Origin of the sequence: Kutzneria chonburiensis, from assembly GCF_028622115.1 — a bacterium.
GTDB lineage: Bacteria > Actinomycetota > Actinomycetes > Mycobacteriales > Pseudonocardiaceae > Kutzneria > Kutzneria chonburiensis.
The window spans coordinates 2,009,466-2,024,958 of record NZ_CP097263.1 but is presented as its reverse complement, the minus strand read 5'-3'; the positions used below and the strand labels follow the sequence as shown (position 1 = coordinate 2,024,958).

The window sequence follows — 15,493 nt, the reverse complement described above, 5'->3', positions numbered from 1 at the left end:
AATTCGACGCCTTTCATCGAACGACATCGAAAGTTGACATTCGACGAACAGCGGCACAACACTTCGTTCACACATCCGGATGTGTTTCACATACGCAGAAACCACTCGCCCCATCCTGCTGGAAAAGAGGGTTTCCATGTCTGCCACACTTCGGCGAAAGGTCACGCTCGCCCTGCTGCCCGCCTGCGCCGCCCTCGCCGTGAACCTGCTCGGCGGCCCCGCGCACGCCGCGGCCGCCGGCCCCGAGGGCTACGGCGCGGGCACGACCGGCGGCGCCGGCGGCGGCACGACCACCGTCAGCTCGCTGTCCGCGTTCACCGCGGCGGTCAAGGGCGACGCCGCCAAGACCGTACGGGTCTCCGGCACGATCACCTTGTCCGGTCAGGTGAAAGTCGGTTCCAACACCACCGTGGTCGGCGTCGGCTCCGGCTCCGGCTTCACCGGCGGCGGACTGTCGCTGGACGGCGTGCACAACGTCATCGTGCAGAACCTGCGCATCAGCAAGGCGGTCGGCACGGACGCGATCACGGTCATCCGCGGCGCCAACCACATCTGGGTCGACCACGACGACCTGTCCTCGGATCTGTCCCACGGCAAGGACTACTACGACGGCCTGCTCGACATCACCCACGCCGCCGACTACATCACCGTGTCCTGGAACCACTTCCACGACCACTACAAGGTCTCGCTGGTCGGCCACTCGGACAGCAACGCCGCCGAGGACACCGGCCACCTGCACGTCACCTACGCGCACAACTGGTTCAGCAACGTCAACTCGCGGCTGCCCAGCGTCCGGTTCGGCACGGCACACATCTACGACAACTACTTCCAGAACGTCTCCGACAGCGCCGTGCACTCGCGGATGAACGCCCAGGCTCTGGTGCAGAACAACGTGTTCCGCAGCGTCGGAACGGCCGTCACCACCACCGGCGACAGCAAGACCGACGGCTACGCCAACCTGTCCGGCAACGACCTCGGCGGCGCCAAGACCGACATCACCCGCACCGGCACCTTCACCAAGCCGCCCTACGGCTACACCCTGACGCCGACCTCGTCCGTCGTCAGCTCCGTCACCGCGGGCGCCGGCACCGGCGTCGTCGGCTGATCACCCTGGAAGGCAACAGCAATGAAGCTGTTCATGACCGCACTCTCGGTCGTCGCACTGCTGTCCCACCCGGCCGCCGACCCCGGCCACCAGCCGCTGCCGGCCAAGGACGGCTGGGCCAACGGCACGACCGGCGGTTCCGCCGCCACCGCCGGTCACGTCACCACGGTCACCACCCGCGACCAGTTGGCCGCCGCGGTGGCCGGCAGCACGCCGAAGATCGTGTACGTCCGGGGGACCATCGACGCCAACACCGACGCGTCGGGCAAGTCGCTGTCCTGCCAGGACTACGCGACCGGCGGCTACACGCTCGCCGGCTACCTGAAGGCGTACGACCCGGCGACCTGGGGCCGCACCAAGGTCCCGTCCGGCCCGCTGGAGAGCGCCCGCGCGGCGTCGGAATCCCGGCAGGCAGCCAGGGTCCAGATCAGTGTTGGCGCTAACACCACCATCGTCGGCATCGGCCCGACGGCCCGGCTGCTCGGTGCCAACCTGATGGTCAAGGGCGACAACGTGATCATCCGCAACCTCACCCTGGCCGACGCGGCCGACTGCTTCCCGCAGTGGGACCCGACCGACGGCAGCACCGGCAACTGGAACTCCTTGTTCGACAACGTGTCGCTGGCCGGCGCGACGCACGTGTGGGTCGACCACAACACGTTCACCGACGCGCCCTACCCGGACAGCAAGGAGCCGACCTACTTCGGCCGGCCGTACCAGCAGCACGACGGGCAGCTGGACATCACCAACGCGGCCGACCTCGTCACGGTCGAGCGCAACGTGTTCACCCAGCACGACAAGACCATGCTGATCGGCAACTCCGACGGCAAGACCTCCGACGCCGGGCACCTCCGGGTCACCGTGCACCACAACGTGTTCGACGGCGTGCAGGAACGGTCGCCGCGGGTGCGCTTCGGCGAGGTCCACGTCTACGACAACCTCTACCGCCCCGGCGCCGGGTTCGACTACAGCCTCGGCGTGGGCAAGCAGTCGCAGATCTACGCCCAGAACAACTACTTCCAGTTCGGTGGCGTGTCGGCGGACAAGGCGCTCTACAACTGGGGCGGCACCGGCATCCACGCCACCGGCAGCGTGGTCGACGGCAAGGCGGTCGACGTGGTGGCGGCGTACGACGCGGCCAATCCCGGCAAGCAACTGGGCACGACGGTCGACTGGACACCGACCCTCTACACCGATCTGCAACCGGCATCCGTGCTGCCCCGACAGCTTCCCGGTAGCACCGGCGCCGGCCACCTCGGCTGACGGGCCGCCGTCCCGCCAGAGGCGCCGGTGCGCGCAGCCGCACCGGCGCCCTTCATCCCGAAAGGACAGACACGGCGTGAGCCGAGCCCGATGGACGCCGTACCTGCTGATCGCACCGACGGTGCTGCTGATGGCCGTGTTCCTGGCCTATCCCGTCGGCAGCGTCGTGTACTACAGCCTCCAGCACTACAACGCCACCCGCAGCTGGGCCAACGGCTTCGCCGGTCTGGACAACTTCCGGCAGATGCTGCTGCACGACCCCCTGTTCTGGCAGAGCCTCGGGTTCAGCGCGCGCTGGGTGGTCGTCGAGGTCGGACTCCAGCTGCTGCTCGGCCTGGTGCTGGCGCTGATCGTCAACGAGACGTTCGTCGGCCGCGGCCTGGCACGGGCCCTGGTGTTCTCGCCGTGGGCGGTGTCGGGCGTGCTGACCACCGGCATCTGGATCCTGCTCTACAACCCGTCCACCGGCATCTTCGAGCAGCTGGCGTCGTGGGGCGTCGGCAACCACGGCACGTCCGTGCTCGGCGACCCGGCCACCGTCTTCCCTGCCACGGTGGTCGCGGAGCTGTGGCGCGGCGTGCCCTTCTTCGCCATCCTGCTGCTCGCCGACCTCCAGACCATTCCCCATGAGCTGTACGAGGCGGCCGAGGTGGACGGCGCGACGCGGTGGCAACGGTTCCGCCTGGTGACGTTGCCACATCTGCGGGACGCCATCGTGCTGTCCACGCTGCTGCGGGCAGTGTGGGAGTTCAACAACGTCGACCTGCTGTACACGCTGACCGGCGGCGGCCCGGCCGATCAGACCACCACGCTGCCGCTGTACGTGGCGCGCAAGGCCGTCGACTCGCACGACTTCGGCTACGGCTCCGCGCTGACCACCGCGGGCTTCGTCGTGCTGCTGTTCTTCTCGGTGCTGTACCTGCGACTGTCCAAGTTCGACCGGAGGTGAGGATGCACGACAGGGTGGCCCGGCTGTTCCTGCCGCTCGGCGCCTATCTGGTGGTCACACTGGTGCCGTTCTACTGGATGGTGGTGTTCGCGTTCCGGCCGACCGGGTCGACGGCGCTGGTGCCGTGGCCGATCACGCTGGACCACTTCCGTACCGTGTGGACGGATCTGGGCTTCGCGGTGTTCTTCCGCAACAGCCTGATCGTCGCGCTCGGCACCCTGGTCGTGGTCAGCGTCTTCGCGCTGATGGGCGGCTACGCGTTGGCGCGCTTCGCCTTCCGCGGCCGCCGGGCGTTCCTGCTCGCGCTGCTGTGCTCGCAGTTCGTGCCCGGCGCGATGGTGCTCATCCCGCTGTTCCTGGTGTTCAAGGCCACGCACCTGCTGAACAGCCTGCAGGGCCTGGTGATCGCCGACAGCGCGTTCCAGCTGCCGCTGGCGCTGATCCTGATGAGCGGCTTCGTCCGGGGCGTTCCGGTCGACCTCGAGGAAGCCGCGATGGTCGACGGCTGCGGCCGGCTGCGCGCGTTTCTCGCGGTGGTGCTGCCGCAGCTGCGGCCGGCGCTGGTCGCGGTCGGCTCGTTCGCGTTCATCGGCTCCTGGAACAACTTCCTGTTCGCGCTGATGTTCGCCGGCCGGCAGGACCGGTTCACGCTGCCGGTCGGGCTGAGCTACACGCTCGGCGAGTTCAACGTCGACTTCGGCGCGCTGGCGGCCGGTGGTCTGGTCGCGGCCGTGCCGGTGGTCGCGGTGTTCGCGGTGATCCAACGATTCCTGGTGCAGGGACTGACGGCGGGAGCGGTGAAGGGATGAGCAGAGCCAAGGCTGTGGCGCTGATCCTGGCGTGTGGGCTGGCGATGGCCGGCTGCGGCGACGACGGTGGCGGCGGCAAGGAGACGATCACGTTCTGGGACAACAACGGCGGGCCGGCTCGGACACCGGTGTTCCAGCATCTGATCGCTCAGTTCGAGCAGGCCAACCCGGACGTCCACGTGGAGTACGTCGGCATCCCCAGCTCGTCGGTGCAGCAGAAGTACGACACGGCGATCGCGGGCGGCGCCACTCCCGATGTCGGCGGTATCACCACCTCGTACCTGGCCGACCTGGTCGGCCAGGACGCGCTGGAGCCGTTGGACGACCGGGTGTCGGCCGGTCCCCTGAACGGCAAACTGCTGCCCGACCTGGTCGACGACGTCCGCCGGGCCGGCGGCGGCAAGCAGCTGTTCGAGCTGCCGTCCTCGGCCAACCTGGATGTGCTCTGGTACCGCAAGGACTGGTTCGCGCAGGCCGGTCTCCAGCCACCGTCCACTTGGGACGAACTGCTGGCCGACGCGACCCGGCTGACCGACAAGGCCGCCAACCGTTACGGCTACACCGTTCGCGGCGGCGGCGGATCGGTGTTCCAACTGCTCAGCGAGGCCTACGCCTACTCAGGTGTGCCGGCGTTCTTCACCGCCGACGGCGTCAGCACCGTCGCCGACCAGGGCAACGTCGATCTTGTGGGCAAGGTCGCCGCGCTGTACGGGAAGGCCACGCCGAGCGCCGACGTCAACAACGGCTACACCCAGATGGTCGCCGAGTTCACCGGCGGCACGGTGGCGATGATGCACCACAATCTCGGCTCGTCCGCCGACCTGCTGAAGGCGCTCGGGCCGGACAAGGTCGGCGCGGTTCCGCTGCCCGTCGGGCCGTCCGGCAAGCGCACCGTGGTGCCCAACCCGACCGATGGCTTCGGCGTGTTCAAGGGCAGTGAACACAAGGATGCCGCCTGGCGGTTCGTCCAGTTCCTGCTGTCCAAGGACAGCAACAGCTACTGGAACCAGAAGGTCGGACAGATCCCGGCCAACACCGACGTGTACACCGAGGACTGGCTGCGCGCCAACCAACCGGTGGCCATGGCGCTGGGCGTGCTGCGGGCCAAGGACACGGTGCTGGCCACAGCGCCGTTCGCACTACCGCAGTTCTCCGCCATCACCAAGGCCGACAGCGAGCCCCTGTACCAGAAGGTGCTGCTCGGTTCCCTGTCCCCCAAGGACTTCCTGCGCAAGCTGGCCGACGAACTGACCGCCGCCGAGCGCGACCGGCGTTCGCACAACGGATAGGAACACACCGCCGATGCTGATCGAAGCCGTGGCCGTCCGGGTCTTCGCCACGACCGCGTGCACCGAGGTCGACGAGGCCGGGCACCGTCATCCGGCGCCCGAGCACGAGGTCCGGGCCGCGCTGCTGGAGATCACCGACCAGGACGGGCACACCGGCTACTGCCAGGTGCAGCCCGACCATCTGCGGGAACCGGTGTTGTCCGCGCACATCCGGCCGGCGCTGCTCGGCCGCGACCCGTGGCAGCGGGAGCAGATCTGGCAGACGCTGTCCCGACGCCAGCGCGGCGCCCATGGCGGCCTGACCGATCGTGCGCTCGGCTACGTGGACCAGGCGTTGTGGGATCTGCTCGGTCGCCGCGCCGGACTGCCGGTCTGGAAGCTGCTCGGCGGCGCTCGCGACCGTGTGCCGGCCTACGCGAGCACCATGTGCGGCGACGAGATCCCCGGCGGTCTGAGCAGCCCCGAGGACTACGCGGCGTTCGCCGAGCAGCTGGCCAAACGCGGCTACCGGGGCATCAAACTGCACACCTGGATGCCGCCGGTGCCGTTCGCCCCGGATCTCCAGCTGGACATCCGGACGTGCGCCGCCGTGCGGGAGGCCGTCGGGCCGGACGTCGCACTGATGCTCGACGCCAACCACTGGTACCGCCGGACCGAAGCCCTCGAGCTCGGGCGGGCCCTGGAGAAGCTCGACTTCGCCTGGTACGAGGAGCCGATGGACGAGGCGTCGATCAGCTCTTACCGGTGGTTGGCCGAGCAGCTGGCCGTGCCGGTGATCGGGCCGGAAACCGCCGCCGGCAAGCATTTCGTCCGCGCCGAGTGGATCCGGGCCGGCGCGTGCGACATCCTCCGGGCCGGCGTCGACGACTGCGGCGGCATCAGCGCCACGCTCAAGACCGTGCACCTCGCCGAGGCGTTCAACATGGACTGCGAGATCCACGGCAACGGCTCCGGCAATCTCGCCGTCCTCGGCGCCACCGCCAATCCCCGCTGGTACGAGCGCGGCCTGTTGCACCCCCACGTCGACTTCGACCGCCTGCCACCCCACCGCAACTCGATCCTCGACGCCGTGGACGAGGACGGCATGGTCGCCATGCCCACCGTGCCAGGACTCGGCGACGACTGGAACCTCGATTATGTTAACGCTCACATTGTTGACACCTGGTGACGTGACGGTGCCAGGCCGGGCGATACCCGGCCTGGCCCTTCGCGTCACGGCGCGACGAGCTGGATCTCGCGGTGCAGCTGCCCGTCCACGGCGGGGTAGAGGCTGACCTCGCCGTCGCTCCACCGGACCACGATCGCGTTGCCGCGGCCGGCGGTGACGGTGGCGTGGGTCCACAGCTCATTGGGGGCCTTGACCTGGTGCTCCTGGCCGAGGCCGGCGCCGGCGACGTCGCCGTAGATGGTGAACTCGCCGTCGCTCCACCGGACCAGCAGGTCAGAAGCCCCGGAACCGACCCAGTCGCCGCCGGAGATGGTCTGGGCGTGGGTCCAGGTGCCGTTGGGGGCGGCGAGCTGACGCTCCGAGTGGATGCCGTTGGCGGCGATGCCCTGGTACAGGGTGGTTTCGCCGTCGTTCCAGACAACCGCGAGGTCGCCGCCGAGACCGGCGATGAGGGAGGCGTGGTCGCGCCACAGGTCGTTCGGGGCGGTGAGCTGGACCTCGCCACCGAAACCGCCCTTGCCGACGGAGCCGTAGTAGGTGACCTCGCCGTCGCTCCACGTGACCACGACACCGCGGTTGACGGTGGCGATGCCCTTGGCGTGCGTCCAGAGACCACCCGGCGCGGCCAGCTGGGTCTCGCCGACGAACGGCTTCTGCGGATCGGTGGTCGACCCGCCCTGGTAGAGCGTGACCTCGCCGTCGCTCCACTTGACGATCATGTCGAGCTGGCTGCTGCCGGTGAAGTCGCCGCTGGTGATCAGGTCGGCGTGCTTCCACAGCGGCCCGTCGCCGAGCGGATAGCCGAGGTTGCCGTCGCTCGGCGGCACCGGCGCGGCGACGGCCTTGTCGTACAAGGCCTTGACGCGCTCGTCGAAGCGGACGCTGTAGTTGCGGGGATCGCTGGCCGGCAGGTTCTGGCCCTTGCCGCCGATCACGCCGATGAGGTCCTTGCCGCCGCCGAGGATCCACGGACCGCCGCTGAACCCGCCGGGAATGCCGGTGCACTGGAGCGTTTCCCAGTACTGGCCGTCCTTGTTAGCGGTGCTAGTCCCGACGTACGGCTTGTCCTGGTATCCGGACGTGCCGGTGGACGGGTAGCCGTACACCTTCAGGTCGGCCGGCAGGGTGGCATCGGTCTTCAGGGTGAGCGAGGCGCCGGTCACGTCGGCGACGTTCTTGCCGTTGCGCGGCTCGAGCACCACGAACGCGTAGTCGTAGGGCGAGCCGGCGCCGTCGATATCGTGACTGGTGGCCCAGCCCGGGTCGAGGTAGGTGGCCGCCGAGCGCCACGTGCCGTACGGGGCCTGGCCGTCGTGGTAGCCGGGCGTGAAGTACACGTGGGCCTTGCCGGCCACGCAGTGCGCCGCGGTGACGATGACGTTGCCCTTGGGGCTGGCCACGATGCTGGCCGAGCAGTGGTGGTTGCTGGGATCGGAGCCGTCCGAGAGGGAGCCGATCTCGGGTCGCGGGTCGGCGACGACGGTGTGCGGCGTGCCCGCCGCCGCGGCGGCGCCGGCGGGGAGCAGGGCGGTGACCAGCGCGACCGCCACAGCCCAGGTGTGTCTCGACATGAACGTGAGGCTAGGTCGGGCCTCTCCCCTTCCGCCGCCGTTTCGCGCACTGGTCACGGTCGAATTCGTCGAAGTGGCGCGACGCCCGGTCGGTCCGATGTGGACATGGCCTGACCTCGTCTATGATCCGAGCCGACCAACCGGCCCGACGACGAAAACGAGCACCGGTCGAATGAACTCCCTCTTCCTCGCGATCGCCGTCGCCCTCATGGTCCGGTCACTGGCCGCCGCGCGCCTCGACCGGTTGAACCTCGGCGCGCCGGTCGTTCTGGTGCTCGCCGGCGTGGCCGTCGGGCTGCTCAACGAGGACTCGCTGTCGGCCGTGCTGAACACACAGGCGGTGCAGCAGGCGGCGGAGATCATCCTCGCGGTGCTGCTGTTCACCGACGCCACCGAGGTCCGCGGCGGTCGGCTGTTCGGCGGATCGGGCGGCCTGGTCGCCCGGGTGCTGCTGATAGCGCTACCACTGAGCCTATTGCTGGCAATGGCGTGCGGCTGGCTGCTGTTCCCCGGGCTGCCGTGGCCGGTGTTGCTGCTCATCGCCGGCGTCGTCGTGCCGACCGACTTCGCGCCGGCCGAACGCCTCGTCCGCGACCGCGGGCTCCCCACGCGGGTGCGCAGCGTGCTCAACGTGGAGAGCGGCTACAACGACGGCATCGTCTCCCCGCTGTTCCTGTTCGCGCTGATCCTGGCCGGCGACCACGACCAGCAGCGCACGCCGCTGGATGCCCTGGGCACCGCGATCCCGTTCGCGCTCAAGGCCCTCGTCGTCGGTGTCGTGCTCGGCACCGTCTTGGCGCTGCTGATGAATCTCGCCGAACGGGCCGGCTGGATGACCGGGCAGTCCGGTCGCATCACCGTTCTGCTGGCTCCGCTGCTGACCTACACCGTCACGGTCGGCATCGACGGCAACGGGTTCGTCGCCTCGTTCATCTGCGGCATCGCCTTCCGGTACGTGCACCGGCTGGCCAAGGCCCGCCGCCTCCGGTCGACGCCGGCCGGCGCGACGCACGCCCTCAGCCAGGACTTCCATCTGCTGGAGGACATCACGTCCGTGCTGACCATGACCATGTGGTTCATGGTCGGCATCGCGGCCGTGCTCACGGTGCTGATCGGGATCCCCTGGCAGGTGGTCGTGTTCTGCGCGCTGGCCCTCACCGTGGTCCGGGTCGGGCCGGTGCTCCTCTCGCTGATCGGCTCGAGGTTCTCGGCCCGTGAGCGGCTGCTCGTCGGGGCACTGGGACCACGGGGAACGACGTCGATCGTGTTCGGCCTGTTGGCGTTCAACCGGTTGCCGGAAGGACCGACGGCCGACGTCATCCTCGTGATCACCGTGATCTGTGTGCTGGGCAGCGTGCTGGTGCACGGCATCGGCGCGCGGCCGGTGACCCGGCTGCTCACCGTCACGCCGTGATCATCGGCCCCAGGCCCGAGCCAGGAGATCGGCGCCACTGGCATTGGTGACGCTCAGCGACAGCACGGTGCCGCTGCCGTGCAGCTCGGTGAGCGAGTAGGTGTCGCCGGTGCGCAGCCCGGGCCAGTAGACCGAGCCCATGTGCAGCTCGCGCAGCCGGTTGGTGACGGTCTGGAGGTAGGCGATCTCGTTGGAGCCGTTGATCGGGCCGTTGTAGTTGAGGCCGGTGGTCATGCTCGCACCGAACTCGTCGAGGATCGTCCGGGACGAGCAGGTGCCGAGCCGCTGGTCGAAATCGGCCAGCCACTGCTGCGGGTCGGTCCACGTGCTGTGCCAGAAGCCGTAGAAGTGCAGGGCGAGGTGAGTGCCGGCCAGGCGGTCGTCGGCGCACACCGACTTGACGTCGTCGGCGTAGCCGGTGCCGTCGACGACGACCCGGGAGCGCGGCACGTACCAGTAGGTCGACAGCCAGGACGTGGCGATCCCGGTCCATTCCTGGCTGCTGTAGCCGAACGGCTCGTTCATCGGCTCGAAGTAGACGTTGGGGTAGAACGCGAACCGCGTGGTGATGCGCTGCCACATGGCGTTGAACGTGGACTGGTCGTCGATACGGCCGTCCTTGGCCGTCGGCGACTCCCAGTAGCCGAGGATGACCTTGAAGCCCTTGGCCGTCGCCGCGTCGACGGCCGCGGTGTAGGACTGCCAGAACGGGCCGTTCACCGAGGTCGGATTCACTGGCAGGCGAACAGTGTTAGCGCCAACCTTCGCCCGGAACTGGCCGATGATCGCGCTGGCCTTGGCGAAGGTGGTGGCGTAGCTGTCCGTTGTGGACAGACCGGACGGCACCACCGCGTCGGAGGCGTAGTTGTCGCGTGGGTCGGCCCAGTTCACGCCGCGGAAGTCGCTGGTGGTCGCGGCGCCTGCGGTCGGAGCGGCGGCGACCATCGCGCCGGCCACGCCGACGGCACAGCAGACCGCGGCGAGCCGGCGGCGCAGGGTTGAGCTCATTGTCGACCTTCCTCAGGCTTCGGTGTGGCCCAGGCGCGCCCGCGGGGCGCAGGCGACCACGGGATCGATCATCGTGTCCAGTTCGAGCACGACGAGGTCGTTGCCGCCGGCCTCGACCAGCGGCGCGGGCACGTAGAGCGTTCGCTGCGGCCCGCGGCGCCAGTAGCGGCCGAGCAGGAACCCGTTGAACCAGACCATTCCCTTGCCCCAGCCGGCGGTGTCGAGGAACAGGTCCGTCGACTCCTCGACCGTCAGCGAGGCGCGTACCAGCACCGGCCCGGCCAGCGGCCCGCTGACGGCCGGGCCGTCGACGCTGCCGGGACAGCGGTCCGGCAGCGTCGCGGCGTCGATGGGGAGCACGTCCCACTCGGTCAGCGCCTGCCCGTTCAGGCTGACGCCGTCGATGACCCCCTTGGGTTCGCCGAGCCGGGGACCGTAGTCCACCCGCCCGAGGTCCTCGATCAGCAACGTCAGTTCACCGCTGGTGACCGGCAGCCCCATGGCCTCGTCGTGGTGCTCCCGCAGCAGCGTGCCGAGCCGCACGCCGTCGACGAAAACCGTGACACGGTCCCGAATCTCGCCGAACACCAGCACACCAGGTCCGTCGCCGGCAATCTGCGTGCGCGCCAACACCAGGCGCGGAGTCGGCGTCAGGTCGTCGAAAGTGGGCAGCGTCGACCACTGCTCCCATTGCCCTGTCAACGCCAACAACGGGAACGGATCGTGCAGGGACGTGACCGGTGTCGGCAACGGCTGGGCCGGCGGCGGCACGCTGTCCGGCACCTTGTGGTAGCGCGCGATGACGTCCCGGAACGCGTGGTACTTGGCCGTGGGACTGCCGGCCTCGTCCAACGGCGCGTCGTAGTCGTAGGACGTGACGATCGGCTGGTACGTGCCCTTGTCGTTGGCGCCGTTGGCCAGGCCGAAGTTGGTGCCGCCGTGGAACATGTAGATGTTGACCGAGGCGCCGGCCGCCAGCAGCGCGTCCAGCTCCGCCGCGGACTCCTCGACCGATGTGGTGTGGTGGTGCGCGCCCCAATGGTCGAACCAGCCACACCAGAACTCGCTGCACATCAACGGTCCGGTCGGCTGGTAGGCCCGCAGGACGGCCAGTCGCTCGGCGGCCCGGGATCCGAACGAGGCGGTGCGGTGCAGTCCGTCCAGACTGCCGGCCGCCAGCATGTCACCCACCGGTTGGTCCACTGTGGTCAGTGGCACGGTGATGCCGGCTTCCCTGGTGTGAGTGGCGAGTTCGGCGAGGTAGCGCTGGTCGCTGCCGTAGGCCCCGTACTCGTTCTCGATCTGCACCAGCAGCACCGGGCCGCCCCGGTCGATCTGGCGCGGCACGACCACGCGGTATACCTGCCCCAGGTATTCCCGGACGGCGTCGAGATAACCCGGCTCGCAGCTGCGGACGCCGGACGCGGGCAGCCAGGTCGGCAGGCCGCCGTTGTCCCACTCGGCGCAGATGTACGGGCCGGGCCGCACGATCGCGTACATGCCGGCATCCGCGATCAGACCAAGGAACCGGTCAAGGTCCAGACCACCGGTGAGATCGAACGTGCCGCGCTCGGGCGCGTGGGCGTTCCACGGCACGTACGTCTCGATGGTGTTCAGGCCCATCCGCCGGGCCTTGTCGATCCGGTCCGCCCACAGCTCCGGATGCACCCGGAAGTAGTGCAGCGCACCGGAAAGGATCCGGAACGGTTGCCCGTCGAGCAGGAAGTCGGCGTCGCCGATGGCGAACTCAGCCATGCGTGGTCGTGCCTCCGGTCAGGTCAGCCCGCGCTGACGGTGAAACCCTGTTGGTTGCCGTAGTCGACCAGCGTGGCCTGCCAGGCCTTGAGACCGCTGCCGATGTCCGTGCCGTTGAGATAGGACTTGCCGACGGTGTCGCCGTAGACGCTGTTGGCGTAGAGCTGGTACGGCAGGTAGCTCCAGCCCTTGGCAACCACGCCGCTGGACGCGCTCAGCACCTGGTTGACCTGCTGGCCGCCGAAGTACGGGTCGGCCGCGTTCAGGAACGCCGGCGAGCTCAGATCCGCCGTGGTGGACGGAAAACCGCCGCTGGCGATGAACGGCTTGATGCCGTTGCCGTGGTTGAGCCAGCGCACGAACGCCGCGGCCAGCGCCGGATTCGAGCTCTGCTTGAGCACCGACTGCGTGCTGCCGCCGTTCTCCGCGCTGACCGGCTGCCCGTCGTAGGTCGGCATCGGTGCGACCGCCCACTTGCCGCTGCCCGCCGTCACCGAGGACTTGAACACGCCGGGCATCCAGGCGCCGGTGACCAGCGTGGCGATCGAGCCGTCACCCAGGGCGCGGTACCAGTCGTCGCTCCAGCCCTTGACCGTGGACAGCAGCTTGCCCTGCACCAGCTGGTCCCAGACCTTGGTCCACTTCTGCGCGCCGGCGTCGTCCAGGTTGATCTTGATGTTGCGGCCGTCGGTGCTGAACGGGTGGCCGCCGGCCTGCCAGATCATGCTCGTGGTGAAGCCGGGGTCGCCGATGTCGGAGGTGATGAACTTGGTCGGGTCGGCGGCGTGCAGCTTCTTGGCCGCGTCCAGGTACTCGTCCCAGGTCTTCGGCACGGCGATGCCGTACTTGTCGAAGTCCTCCTTGTTGTAGAACAACGCCATCGGGCCGGAGTCCTGCGGCAGCCCGAACAGCGCGTTGTTCACGGTAACACTGGTCCAGGTGGACGCCGTGTAGTCCTTCTGGAACGTGCCGAAGCCGTACTGGTTCAGGTCGACCAGCGAGCCCGGCAGCGCGAACTGCGGCAGCGCCTGGTACTCGATCTGGGCCACGTCCGGGCCGCCGGAGCCGGCCTTGATCGCGTTCTGCAGCTTGGTGTACTGGTCCTTGCCGGTGCCGGCGTTGACCAGGTTGACCTTGACCTTCGGGTACTCCTGCTCGAACGCGGCGACCTGCGCCTTGGCCGACGGCGTCCAGGTCCAGTAGGTGATCGTGCCGCCGGCCTTGAGCGCGGCGTCGACCGAGTCCTGGGTGCCGGTGGCCTTGGCCGTGTCCTGGGCGGGCGAGCCGCACGCGGTGGCGAGCGCGGCGGCCAGCGCCAGCGCGGCAAGTGCTCTGTGGCGGCGGAATAGTGCCATCGGGAGGTTCCTTCGCGACGTGGTGACTGGTTACTGCTTGACGCTTCCCGCGGTCAGCCCGGACTGCCAGAACCGTTGCAGGAAAAGGAAAGCGATCACGAGCGGGATGATCGTGAGCACCGAGCCGGTGATCACCAGGTGGTACACCGGTTGTGCCGCGGCGCCGATGGCCTGCGCGTTCCACTGGTTGAGCCCGACGGTGAGCGGGTACCAGTCCGGGTCGCTCAGCATGATCAGCGGCAGGAAGTAGTTGTTCCAGGTGGCCACCACCGCGAACAGGGCCACGGTCACGATGCCCGGCGCCAGCTGCCGCAGTGTCACGGCGAGGAAGATCCGGATCTCGCCGGCGCCGTCGATGCGGGCCGCCTCCATCATCTCGTCCGGGATGGCGTCGGTGGCGTACACCCAGATCAGGTACAGGCCGAACGGGCTGATCAGCGACGGGATGATCACCGCAAGCGGGGTGTCGGTCAGGCCGAGCCGGCTGAACAGCAGGAAGGTCGGCACCGCGAGCGCGGTGCCCGGGACCGCGATCGCGCCCAGCACCACCGCGAACACCGCCCGCCGGCCCCGGAACCGGTACTTGGCCAGGCCGTAGCCGGCGGCGGTGGCCAGCACGGTCGCGCCACCGGCGCCGACCACGACGTAGAGCACGGTGTTGCCCAGCCAGCGCAGGAAGATCCCGTTGTTGTAGGTGAACGTCTGGCCGATGTTGTCGAACAGGGCGAAGACGCCGCCGAAGGACAGGCCCGGCGTGGACAACAGGTCGGGCTGGGTCTTGGTCGCGCTGATCACCAGCCAGGCCAACGGGATCAGCGTGTAGAGCAGGTAGAGCGCCATCACGGCGGTCAGGGTGCGGGAGCGGCGGGGCCGCAGCACGGAGCTCACGGTCAGCGCTCCTTCCGCTGGCCGCGCAGCTGCACGGCGTAGGCGATGACCGCGGTGATCACGCCCATCACGATGGCCACGGTGGCCGAGTAGTTGTACTGCTGGCCGGAGAAGGACAGGTTGTAGGCGTACATGTTCGGCGTGAAGTAGGTGGTGATCACGTTGGGGGCCAGCGTGCGCAGGATGTTCGGCTCGTTGAACAGCTGGAAGCTGCCGATGATGGAGAAGATGGTGGCGACCACGATCGCGCCGCGGATGGCCGGCAGTTTGACGCTGAGGATCGTGCGCAGCGGGCCGGCGCCGTCGATCGCCGCGGCCTCGATCTGGTCCGGCGGCACGACCTTGAGGGCCGAGTAGAAGATCAGCATGTTGTAGCCGACGAACTCCCAGGTCACGATGTTGCCGATGGACGTGAGGATCCAGTTGTCGGACAGCGGTTGCACGGCGTCCTGGCCGAGCAGGTGGTTCAGGTCGGCGGCCAGTCCGAAGTGGTCGCCGTAGATGAAGCCCCACATCAGCACCGCGACCACGCCGGGAACCGCGTACGGCAGGAAGATCACCATCCGGAAGAAGCCGGCGGCGTGCAGTCGGGCGCTGTCGATCGCGAAGGCCGCGACCAGGGCCAGCACCAGCATGATCGGCACCTGCACGGCCAGGAACAGCAGCACGCGCAGGAACGCCGCCCAGAAGTTGGCGTCGGCCAGCGCCTGGGTGTAGTTACCGAGGCCGACGAACACCGTGCCGCCGAAGAAGGCCTGGTCGCGGAACAGGCTCAGGCCGAACGCATAGGCCAGCGGGGCCAGGAATGTTAGCGCGAACACCACCGCGAACGGCCCGACGAAGATCCACCCGCGCCGATGCTGGCGTCGGCCGCGCGCGCCGGCCCGCATCGGGGGCGAGCCAACCGTGGACGTCATCG

General features: G+C 68.8%; 13 protein-coding genes. 7 read left to right on the top strand and 6 right to left on the bottom strand.

Translation table 11 applies throughout. The features are described from left to right. Positions 1–136: 136 nt before the first annotated feature. The 6 genes from M3Q35_RS09235 (at position 137) to M3Q35_RS09210 (ending at position 6,583) form a co-directional block, all read left to right on the top strand. Entirely contained in the window at positions 137–1,105 is a 969-nt protein-coding gene (locus tag M3Q35_RS09235; protein WP_273941248.1) for a pectate lyase family protein, read from the top strand. A gap of 33 nt (positions 1,106–1,138) precedes the next feature. Next, positions 1,139–2,368 carry a pectate lyase family protein gene (locus M3Q35_RS09230; protein WP_273941247.1) on the top strand — a complete coding sequence of 410 codons (1,230 nt, stop codon included), beginning with the start codon at positions 1,139–1,141 and terminating at the stop codon, positions 2,366–2,368. 76 nt (positions 2,369–2,444) lie between these two features. Then, positions 2,445–3,317, top strand: a complete 873-nt coding sequence (locus M3Q35_RS09225) for a carbohydrate ABC transporter permease (protein WP_273941246.1) — start codon at positions 2,445–2,447, stop codon at positions 3,315–3,317. Between the two features lie 2 nt (positions 3,318–3,319). Next, the gene (locus M3Q35_RS09220; protein ID WP_273941245.1) at positions 3,320–4,126 is read left to right on the top strand and encodes a carbohydrate ABC transporter permease; all 807 of its coding nucleotides are present in this window, start codon (positions 3,320–3,322) and stop codon (positions 4,124–4,126) included. After that, positions 4,123–5,415 carry an ABC transporter substrate-binding protein gene (locus M3Q35_RS09215; protein WP_273941244.1) on the top strand — a complete coding sequence of 431 codons (1,293 nt, stop codon included), beginning with the start codon at positions 4,123–4,125 and terminating at the stop codon, positions 5,413–5,415. Before M3Q35_RS09220 ends, M3Q35_RS09215 begins: the two co-directional genes overlap by 4 nt. 13 nt (positions 5,416–5,428) lie before the next feature. After that, positions 5,429–6,583, top strand: a complete 1,155-nt coding sequence (locus tag M3Q35_RS09210; RefSeq protein ID WP_273941243.1) for an enolase C-terminal domain-like protein — start codon at positions 5,429–5,431, stop codon at positions 6,581–6,583. Positions 6,584–6,627: 44 nt separating this feature from the next. Here M3Q35_RS09210 and M3Q35_RS09205 read toward each other — a convergent pair whose 3' ends face one another. Further along, positions 6,628–8,154: a trypsin-like serine peptidase gene (locus M3Q35_RS09205; protein WP_273941242.1), complete on the bottom strand. Its 1,527-nt coding sequence runs from the start codon at positions 8,152–8,154 to the stop codon at positions 6,628–6,630. Positions 8,155–8,326: 172 nt separating this feature from the next. Here M3Q35_RS09205 and M3Q35_RS09200 point away from each other — a divergent pair, with 172 nt between their 5' ends. Next, the gene (locus M3Q35_RS09200; RefSeq protein ID WP_273941241.1) at positions 8,327–9,568 is read left to right on the top strand and encodes a cation:proton antiporter domain-containing protein; all 1,242 of its coding nucleotides are present in this window, start codon (positions 8,327–8,329) and stop codon (positions 9,566–9,568) included. On the opposite strand, the gene M3Q35_RS09195 is transcribed toward M3Q35_RS09200, so the two are convergent. From M3Q35_RS09195 to M3Q35_RS09175, 5 genes are read right to left on the bottom strand one after another with little or no spacing between them, the layout of a single operon-like run. Then, positions 9,569–10,576, bottom strand: a complete 1,008-nt coding sequence (locus M3Q35_RS09195; RefSeq protein ID WP_273941240.1) for a glycoside hydrolase family 5 protein — start codon at positions 10,574–10,576, stop codon at positions 9,569–9,571. 12 nt (positions 10,577–10,588) lie between these two features. Continuing rightward, positions 10,589–12,331 (bottom strand): glycoside hydrolase family 35 protein, encoded by a 1,743-nt coding sequence (locus M3Q35_RS09190; protein WP_273941239.1) that lies wholly within the window; start codon positions 12,329–12,331, stop codon positions 10,589–10,591. Between the two features lie 23 nt (positions 12,332–12,354). Next, a complete protein-coding gene (locus M3Q35_RS09185; RefSeq protein ID WP_273941238.1) occupies positions 12,355–13,686 on the bottom strand; it encodes an ABC transporter substrate-binding protein in 1,332 nt (443 codons plus the stop codon). A gap of 30 nt (positions 13,687–13,716) precedes the next feature. Continuing rightward, on the bottom strand, positions 13,717–14,526 hold the full coding sequence (locus tag M3Q35_RS09180) for a carbohydrate ABC transporter permease (protein WP_379794108.1): 810 nt from the start codon (positions 14,524–14,526) through the stop codon (positions 13,717–13,719). Between the two features lie 50 nt (positions 14,527–14,576). Continuing rightward, a complete protein-coding gene (locus M3Q35_RS09175; protein ID WP_273941237.1) occupies positions 14,577–15,491 on the bottom strand; it encodes a carbohydrate ABC transporter permease in 915 nt (304 codons plus the stop codon). Between the last annotated feature and the right edge of the window lie 2 nt (positions 15,492–15,493).